Source organism: Stenotrophomonas sp. SrG (assembly GCF_050031795.1).
GTDB classification, from domain to species: Bacteria; Pseudomonadota; Gammaproteobacteria; order Xanthomonadales; family Xanthomonadaceae; genus Stenotrophomonas; species Stenotrophomonas rhizophila_A.
Genome location: NZ_JBNBBE010000561.1, coordinates 1 through 253, shown reverse-complemented (window position 1 = coordinate 253; position 253 = coordinate 1). Strand labels below are relative to the sequence as shown.

Here is a 253-nt window from a genome sequence, read left to right as displayed (position 1 = left end):
CGCGCCGCCGCCCCCCCCGCCCCCGGCGGCGGCCGGCCCATGGCTTCCACCCCCCCCCCGCCGCCCGCCCCGCGCGGTGGGACCCCGCACCCGGTCGCCGCGCACCCGCATACCCTGAAGAACCTCTTCTACATCCTGGGCGTGCTGGAAATTCTGCTGGTGCCGATCCTGCTGCTGGGCTCCGCCGGCCGCTAAACCAGCTAAAGCAACAGATCCAAACCCAAAGCCAACACGGCCCTCCAGGCGGCGATCA

General features: G+C 72.3%; 1 protein-coding gene. It reads left to right on the top strand.

The window, feature by feature from the left end; translation table 11 throughout:
* Positions 1 to 39: 39 nt before the first annotated feature.
* Complete coding sequence (locus tag ACQG3P_RS20865; protein ID WP_426806120.1) at positions 40 to 195, top strand: hypothetical protein; 156 nt, start codon at positions 40 to 42, stop codon at positions 193 to 195.
* Positions 196 to 253: the final 58 nt, after the last annotated feature.